This window comes from Candidatus Woesearchaeota archaeon (genome assembly GCA_018303405.1).
In the GTDB taxonomy this organism is placed as follows: Archaea; Nanobdellota; Nanobdellia; order Woesearchaeales; family JABMPP01; genus JAGVYD01.
This window is the reverse complement of the sequence record JAGVYD010000012.1, coordinates 83,438-90,051: the sequence shown is the minus strand read 5'-3', so window position 1 is coordinate 90,051 and position 6,614 is coordinate 83,438. Positions and strand designations below refer to the sequence as shown.

At 46.2% G+C, this 6,614-nt stretch carries 8 protein-coding genes and 2 tRNA genes; 8 read left to right on the top strand and 2 right to left on the bottom strand.

Annotation, left to right across the window (positions count from 1 at the left end; all coding sequences use genetic code 11):
• Positions 1 to 117: 117 nt before the first annotated feature.
• Both J4227_04715 and J4227_04710 read right to left on the bottom strand, forming a co-directional pair.
• Entirely contained in the window at positions 118 to 750 is a 633-nt protein-coding gene (locus J4227_04715) for a hypothetical protein (protein ID MBS3109801.1), read from the bottom strand.
• Positions 751 to 793: 43 nt separating this feature from the next.
• Positions 794 to 866 (bottom strand) — tRNA-Gln (locus J4227_04710).
• Positions 867 to 1,063: 197 nt separating this feature from the next.
• Between J4227_04710 and J4227_04705 the strand changes: the two genes are divergently transcribed.
• The 8 genes from J4227_04705 (at position 1,064) to J4227_04670 (ending at position 6,610) form a co-directional block, all read left to right on the top strand.
• A complete protein-coding gene (locus J4227_04705; protein MBS3109800.1) occupies positions 1,064 to 1,861 on the top strand; it encodes a hypothetical protein in 798 nt (265 codons plus the stop codon).
• 36 nt (positions 1,862 to 1,897) lie between these two features.
• Positions 1,898 to 2,479, top strand: coding sequence for a hypothetical protein (locus J4227_04700; protein MBS3109799.1), 582 nt, complete (start codon positions 1,898 to 1,900; stop codon positions 2,477 to 2,479).
• On the top strand, positions 2,400 to 3,152 hold the full coding sequence (locus J4227_04695) for a hypothetical protein (protein ID MBS3109798.1): 753 nt from the start codon (positions 2,400 to 2,402) through the stop codon (positions 3,150 to 3,152). The genes J4227_04700 and J4227_04695 overlap by 80 nt, the downstream gene beginning before the upstream one ends.
• A gap of 125 nt (positions 3,153 to 3,277) precedes the next feature.
• A complete protein-coding gene (locus J4227_04690) occupies positions 3,278 to 3,736 on the top strand; it encodes a 30S ribosomal protein S15 (protein MBS3109797.1) in 459 nt (152 codons plus the stop codon).
• A gap of 13 nt (positions 3,737 to 3,749) precedes the next feature.
• On the top strand, positions 3,750 to 5,174 hold the full coding sequence (locus J4227_04685) for a DHH family phosphoesterase (protein ID MBS3109796.1): 1,425 nt from the start codon (positions 3,750 to 3,752) through the stop codon (positions 5,172 to 5,174).
• Between the two features lie 39 nt (positions 5,175 to 5,213).
• Entirely contained in the window at positions 5,214 to 5,687 is a 474-nt protein-coding gene (locus J4227_04680) for a hypothetical protein (GenBank protein ID MBS3109795.1), read from the top strand.
• A gap of 63 nt (positions 5,688 to 5,750) precedes the next feature.
• Positions 5,751 to 5,869, top strand: a tRNA-Arg gene (locus tag J4227_04675).
• A 66-nt stretch (positions 5,870 to 5,935) separates the two neighbouring features.
• The gene (locus J4227_04670) at positions 5,936 to 6,610 is read left to right on the top strand and encodes a hypothetical protein (GenBank protein MBS3109794.1); all 675 of its coding nucleotides are present in this window, start codon (positions 5,936 to 5,938) and stop codon (positions 6,608 to 6,610) included.
• Positions 6,611 to 6,614 lie beyond the last annotated feature (4 nt).

The window sequence follows — 6,614 nt, the reverse complement described above, 5'->3', positions numbered from 1 at the left end:
GCTTTGCCATGGCATTTGTTATTTTTATTATCAGAAAAGAAAAAGTTTATTGCTCGCCTTTGAACTTTGAAATTCATCTCTGGGCTAAAGCCCAGAGGTCTCTTTCAAAGGCTCGCCCTAAATCTCACCACTTTGTAATTTGCCAAACATTTCCATAACACAATTCTCGAAGAGGTCACTATAATCTGGTTCCGGACCAAGGTCATTCAGAGAGGCCGTGGCCAATCCGTCTTTCACCATAGTGTAAAATTCAGGAAAACAAGATAATTCTTCCATTTCGTCCAGGCGATTCCCAGCTTCAGTAGGGTCCACGCTCATAATTCCAACTGACATGAATATAAGTGCTTTTGCAGTAGATTTTGCATCGAAGATCATGGTTTTAGTGCAAGGAGGCACAGAGATTGCCGGTGCTATCATTTTATCACCATTCTCCATTATAAAAATAAGCTGCGCTCCCTCTTTGGACAGATTCAATAGAACTCGTCCGTCCTTGTCAATTGGAGATTCTCCGGTGAAAGAAATAACACTTAGATTATCCCCTGCGATTTCGTCTTTGTTAACCTGACCAATACAAATTCCATCTTCAACTTGTTCAGAAGCAATAGGTTCAGGAGTAGTATCTTCATTTTCAGGTGGATTAGATTGGACTGTGCTTGGCGCTGCATCCTTGTCTTTGTTGGAAGTTTTACAAGCCGAAATAGAAATCAATATAATCAATAATATACTGAGAATAACATGTGATTTTTTCATTAGTATATAACTTCTTTTATGCTTTAAATATTTTGTGCTTTAATAGCCCCGCCAGGATTCGAACCTGGGTCACCTGCTCCAAAGGCAGGTATGATTGGCCGCTACACTACGGGGCTGTTTATCGCAGTTCGTACGACCGAGCCTAGCGAGGGTCGTACCAGCTTCCGTGTCAACTGAGGCCAGTTGGCCGGTAGACTACGGGGCTGTTTATGGGATATTGAGTTTTTCTCCTGTTTAAATAATTTTACTTATTCTGACTTAACAATACTTAACATAAAATATTTATAGTGAATTGAAATATGCCTTTTCCGGGATGGGCAGTAACTCGGCCTACAGGGAATCAAGTACCGGCCGGAATGGGAATGGCCATCACAATGGCCGCATATGGTCTTATTCTAATACGCCTGACAATGTCTCATGGTCAACCCTTCATTCCTTGAGGCTGTCACGGCCAGGCACAGGAAATCCACGTACCTCTGTGTACATCGACCCGCTTGGCCTGACAAGCGATGCAGGAGGGGATTTGACTGAAATTGTGGATGATAATCTTGGGAACAGGGCTGATGATGGGAATGGGGAAAACCAGGCGCCTGAAGGCATTGGCAACCTTGTGCAGCCGGAAAGAAAATCCACAGGGCAAAAAATGTTGGAAATGGTGACGGATTTCAGATACCACACTGACCGGTCCTATCTCCTGCGGGAATTGAAAGGCAGCAAAAGCCAGATGACAGCCGCAGCTTATGCCAGCAGGGTGGACGACGAGTTTGAAGAATACCAGCGTGTGAAAATTGCAGACGCAAGGCTGGAAAAACTGGGGCAGCGCCAGGCATTTATCGACGCTGCAAAGGAATATCTCGCGATCCAGCAGCCCACCAACAAAAGAAGGCAGGCTGCGCTTGAGCACTTCAAGGGACAGATTGTGCGGAGGGAAGGCAAGATTGGATTCTATCTTGATAAGGATTTTGTCGAGGAAAATATCATTGGTGCAATGCTGAAATATGACACCAAGGCCACGCCCCAAAGGAGGCGGCTGCAGGGCCTGGCGGAATTTATCCTGCTTTACTTAAATCATTCTGAGAATGATTCACCAATTGAGAGTAGTAACAAATAGCAAAGATTTATAAATCCAATTTCTGTTCAGGCGAGCATGGCAACAGAGCGACCTACTCCCCTAAAACAGCTTGAGACAATGCTAAAAGATCGCAGGCTAGTGCGCACAATAAGCAGGGGGCTCACCGAAAAAATTGACAATGAGGACATGGCTGCAAAAAGGAATGACTTTGCAAGGCAGATGAGGAAATCCGGCGCAATCCTGCCGCAAACAGCTGCAAAGGTTGCACATTGGTACGGTGAATATGTTGCCCTCAGCCTGACTTCTGATGCAATGGAAAGCGAGCCTGAAACACAGGTTTACCTTGATAGGCTCGTGGGGTATGCAAAAAAGTCCCTGACGGATGGAGATCGTTTTTCCCAAGGCGGCATAAAGCTGGAGAAAGTGGCCGAGCTGGGACTGGCATTCCTTAAAATGGAAGATGAACAGAGGCCTTTTATAACCCCTGACTTTATTGAAATGGCCAAAAAGGCAGTTGCCGGGGCGCAAAACCTGAGCAGGGAGGAGATTGCTGATTTTGTCTCAGCGAGCGATGCCTTTGAAGCAAAGTATACAGAGACATTCAACAGATATTCAGGCAGCAGGGGCAAGGGCAAAGCCAATAAAATCGCAGGCTGAGCAAGGCAATTCAAAGCCACGCACTAACCTGGGAAAGACTGATGTAACACCTTATGTCAAGAAACTTAACTCGCTTGAGGGCACAATTGCCAGCGATGAAAAAAGATACGAGCTTGTATCAAATGCAATGAGGGACCAAAGGGCCAGGACATTGTTTGACCTCGGGTATTTCGGGGATGTGTTAGCGACGCGCAACACACAGCAAAAATATGCCCGGACTGGTGAATACTCTGGTACTGCAAGAAATTTTCTGGATGAAAAAGTCATCAGGAAGTGGGATATAACAAGGGCTGTGGACTCAATTTCGAGGGAAAGCGGCTTTTTGCAGGAATACCTTGATTTTCTTGGGGTTTACATTTTGAAATCAGCAGGGGCCACACACGGCGCAAAGGCAATCCGCACCCAATTCAAGAGGCTGGTGGGAGATATTAAAGGCGGCAGCTTCCTTACAGAAATCTTTTTCAGGAGAGCAAGGAATGTCTTGGCTGACAGGATGCCCTTCGAGTCATATGACAAGGCAAAATTCGTAAATGCCAACAATGAATTCCTCGAGCGGTACCAGGATTTGTATTCCCAGGTCACGCAGGCGCTTTATCCTCAAAGCTACACCCAGAGAGCAGCGCCCCCTGTTCCTGCACAAGGCACCGCAGCCAGCGGCCAGCAAAAGCTTTAAAAAGATGATGATGTTCTGTTGGGATATTCAAGAGATGCGACGGTGCAAGCTTTCGCATGCTGGCGATGGGATGATTTCTCATTGTCATTATTAACTTGAAAATAGACCTATAGGAGGACGTGAACATGGCTAAGATGCATTCAAGGAAGCGGGGAAAATCAGGAAGTGTCAGGCCAGTAGGCAAGAAAAAGCCAAGCTGGATGTCAAGGACACCAAGGGAAACAGAATTATTGATAGTCAAGCTGGCAAAGGAAGGCAAGGCAGCAGCCCAGATCGGACTTCTGCTAAGGGACGAGTACGGCGTGCCAAACATCAAGGCATTGCTGGGAAAAAATGTCACTGCTGTCCTCAAAGAGCACAAGCTGGTTCCAAAATTGCCTTATGACATACTCGACCTGATAAAAAGGTCATTGCAGATCAGGAAGCACCTTGAGGCAAACAGGCAGGACATGCCTGCGCGAAGGGGACTTTTGCTCACTGAATCAAAAATCAAGAGGCTGATGAAGTATTACAAGGAAATGGGAAGGATTGACCAGGAATGGAAATACGACCCGAAGACTGCTGGCCTGTTGGTTGACCAGTAAGGCATAAGCCCAAATGGACAAATATGAAAGGTTCAAGGAATCCGTAAAAGCAGCTGCGGACAGGTTCAGGCAAATTCCAAAAGAATTGCCGGTCCGTGTTGTCAGCCATTTCGATGCCGACGGGATTACAGCCGCGGCACTGCTCGTGCAGCTGCTTAGGATGGAAGACAGGCCGTTCCATCTTTCAAATGTCCAGCATCTTTCAAAACAGATTGTGGAGGAGCTCAGCTATGAGTCCTATGAAACAATCATTTTTTCTGATTTGGGGTCAGGGCAGCTTGCGTACATTGATTCTTTTTTGCAGGGAAAAAACATTTTCATCCTTGACCACCATATCCCTGGCAAGGATGAGGGGCTAATCGGTGCAAACATTTGCCAGGTTAATCCGCTCCTGCACGGAATTGAGGGCAATCTTGAGATTAGCGGGGCAGGCGTGGCTTATCTTTTTGCAAAGGCAGTTGACCCAAGGATGATAAGCAAGGCAAGCATGGCAATAATCGGTGCAATCGCTGACCAGCAAGAAGACAACGGATTCTTTGGCCTGAATGCAGAGGTGCTTTCTGATGCGATTAAAATGGGGAATCTCACAGTATCCAGCGGGCTCAGGCTGTTTGGCTCAGGAAGCAAGCCATTGCACAGGGTCCTGGAAATGGCGACTGACTGCTATATCCCCGGGGTCACCGGGTCAGGCCCGACAGCGCAGAAATTCCTGAAAGACACCGGCATAAATCCAAGGCATGACGGAACATGGAGGACTGTTTCACAGCTGAGCGAGGACGAGATGCAGGCGCTTGTTGATGCGATAATTGAAAAAAGGAAAAATGAGATCAATCCGCAGGATATTTTTGGCAATATCTACATTTTGAGGGGAGAAGACAGGGACAGCGTGTTCAGGGATGCAAGGGAATATGCAACTGCCTTGAATGCAGCAGGAAGGACAGGCGAGGCCTCAATTGGCGTCGCTGCCGGGATGGGAGACAAAAAAGCAAGGGAAGCAATTCAAAAAAGCGTTCTTGACTACCAGCAAATGCTGGTTGCAGCGCTTAGGTGGCTGGAGGAAAACAGGGGAACTGACAATTTTGTCCAGCGCGACGGATTTGCCTACATAAACTCCGGGCTTAACATCAGCCCGAAAATCATTGGGACAGTTTCCACAATCCTGAGCAAGACTGGCGGCATCAGGCACGATTCAATAATCATTTCCATGGCAGATACAGGAGAAGGAATGACAAAAGTCTCCATAAGATATTCCGGGGCCAAGCCCGTGCACGACCTGAGGGAAATCTGCAAAAAAATATTTTTTGGGTTTAAGGATGCAGAGTTCGGCGGGCACCGCAATGCTGCCGGCGGGATTTTCAGGACTGAAGACACGGCAAAATTCATTGAAGCCATGGAGGAAACCCTTGAAAAAATTTGCATGGAAGACAGTGTGAAATGATAGAAAAATATTTATTCTTCTAATGAAAATACTTTTGCCATGGCGAAGGATACCGAGCGCGACAGGATAATCCATGATTTGAGGAAATCCGAAAATGAGTTCATTGAAGTTGACAGGCAGGCAAGGGACGAGATGGAGGCTGTTTCTGTTGTGATATCAGAACAGACCCTGCCTATGATAAGGAAAGATGAGAGAATGGATGAAGCAACAAGGAAAAGGCTTCTCGACGAGGCCAGGCTGGTTGTTGATGAAATGGGAAAGCTCAGGGAAACTGTCAGCCTTCAGGCGGAAAATTCCGAGCTGGTTGAGCTTTCCCGCCACTGGATGAGACTGTATTTTGGGCTTCATGATGTCTATCCAAATTTTGACCCGGTCACAAAGCAGCCCCTCCATAATCCATACTGGCCGCAGGTAACTACTGTCAACAAGCACATTCATGCGCTGAGGCAGAAATTCGGGGCTGAGCGGGCCATAACCAGAGAAGAGAATGCACAACTGTACAAGCTAATATAAATGAACAAGTTTTATAAACCATGTTCTAATATTATCGTTATATAACTCGTGTGGTAATTTACTGGGCCTGTAGCATAACCTGGAAGTGCGGTCGGCTTCGGTGATGGCCAGCCTTGACGGGAAACCCGAGCAAAGCCATTGCAGGATACCGATTGATTGGGGTTCAAATCCTCACAGGCTCGTATTTTTGCATGCCAGCTAAATCTATAGAAACTTATTTATAGGATCCACGAGCAATAAGCCTTATAATGAGCCCTCTTGGTGAATTCGTCAAAAGCGCTGAAGGCTTTGGCCTGACTGATGTCATGCTTCCGTTTCTTCTGATTTTCACAGTTTTCTTTGCGATTTTGATGAAGTCCAAGGTGCTTTCTGAGAAGAGGAATGTGAATCTCACTGTGGGCGTTGTCCTGGCCTTGGTTACTGTAATGGCGCATGTGTTGGGCATTTACCCAAAATATCTTGACCCTGTTCTTGTGATTAACAACATTCTGCAGGATGTTTCCATTGTGGTTATTGCTTCCCTTATGGTAATCCTTGTTGCAGGGATAATGGGCCTAAGTGGCAATCAAATTGGCCAACGGACCATACCAGGCATGTCATTGATGTTTATAATCCTGATTGACATATTTATTTACATTACTTTTCCGTATATGTTTACAACGTCACTTTACATTTCGATTTTTATCATTGCGTTTGACAGGCTTTACAACAGAAATAAGGAAAGGGGATGGCCGTCAATGATAACCCCTGGCCTGTTGCTGATTTGGGTCATAATTATCAGAAATGCTATTCCTTTCCCGCCGACGCATGTTCCCGCAATTATTGAATTTCTCGAGAAGCCGATTATGCTCTCAGCGGTAATGTTCATTGGCACATTTATTCTTGTTGCTGCGGGTGTTTCCGAAGATGAGGCAAAGGTTTAATAAT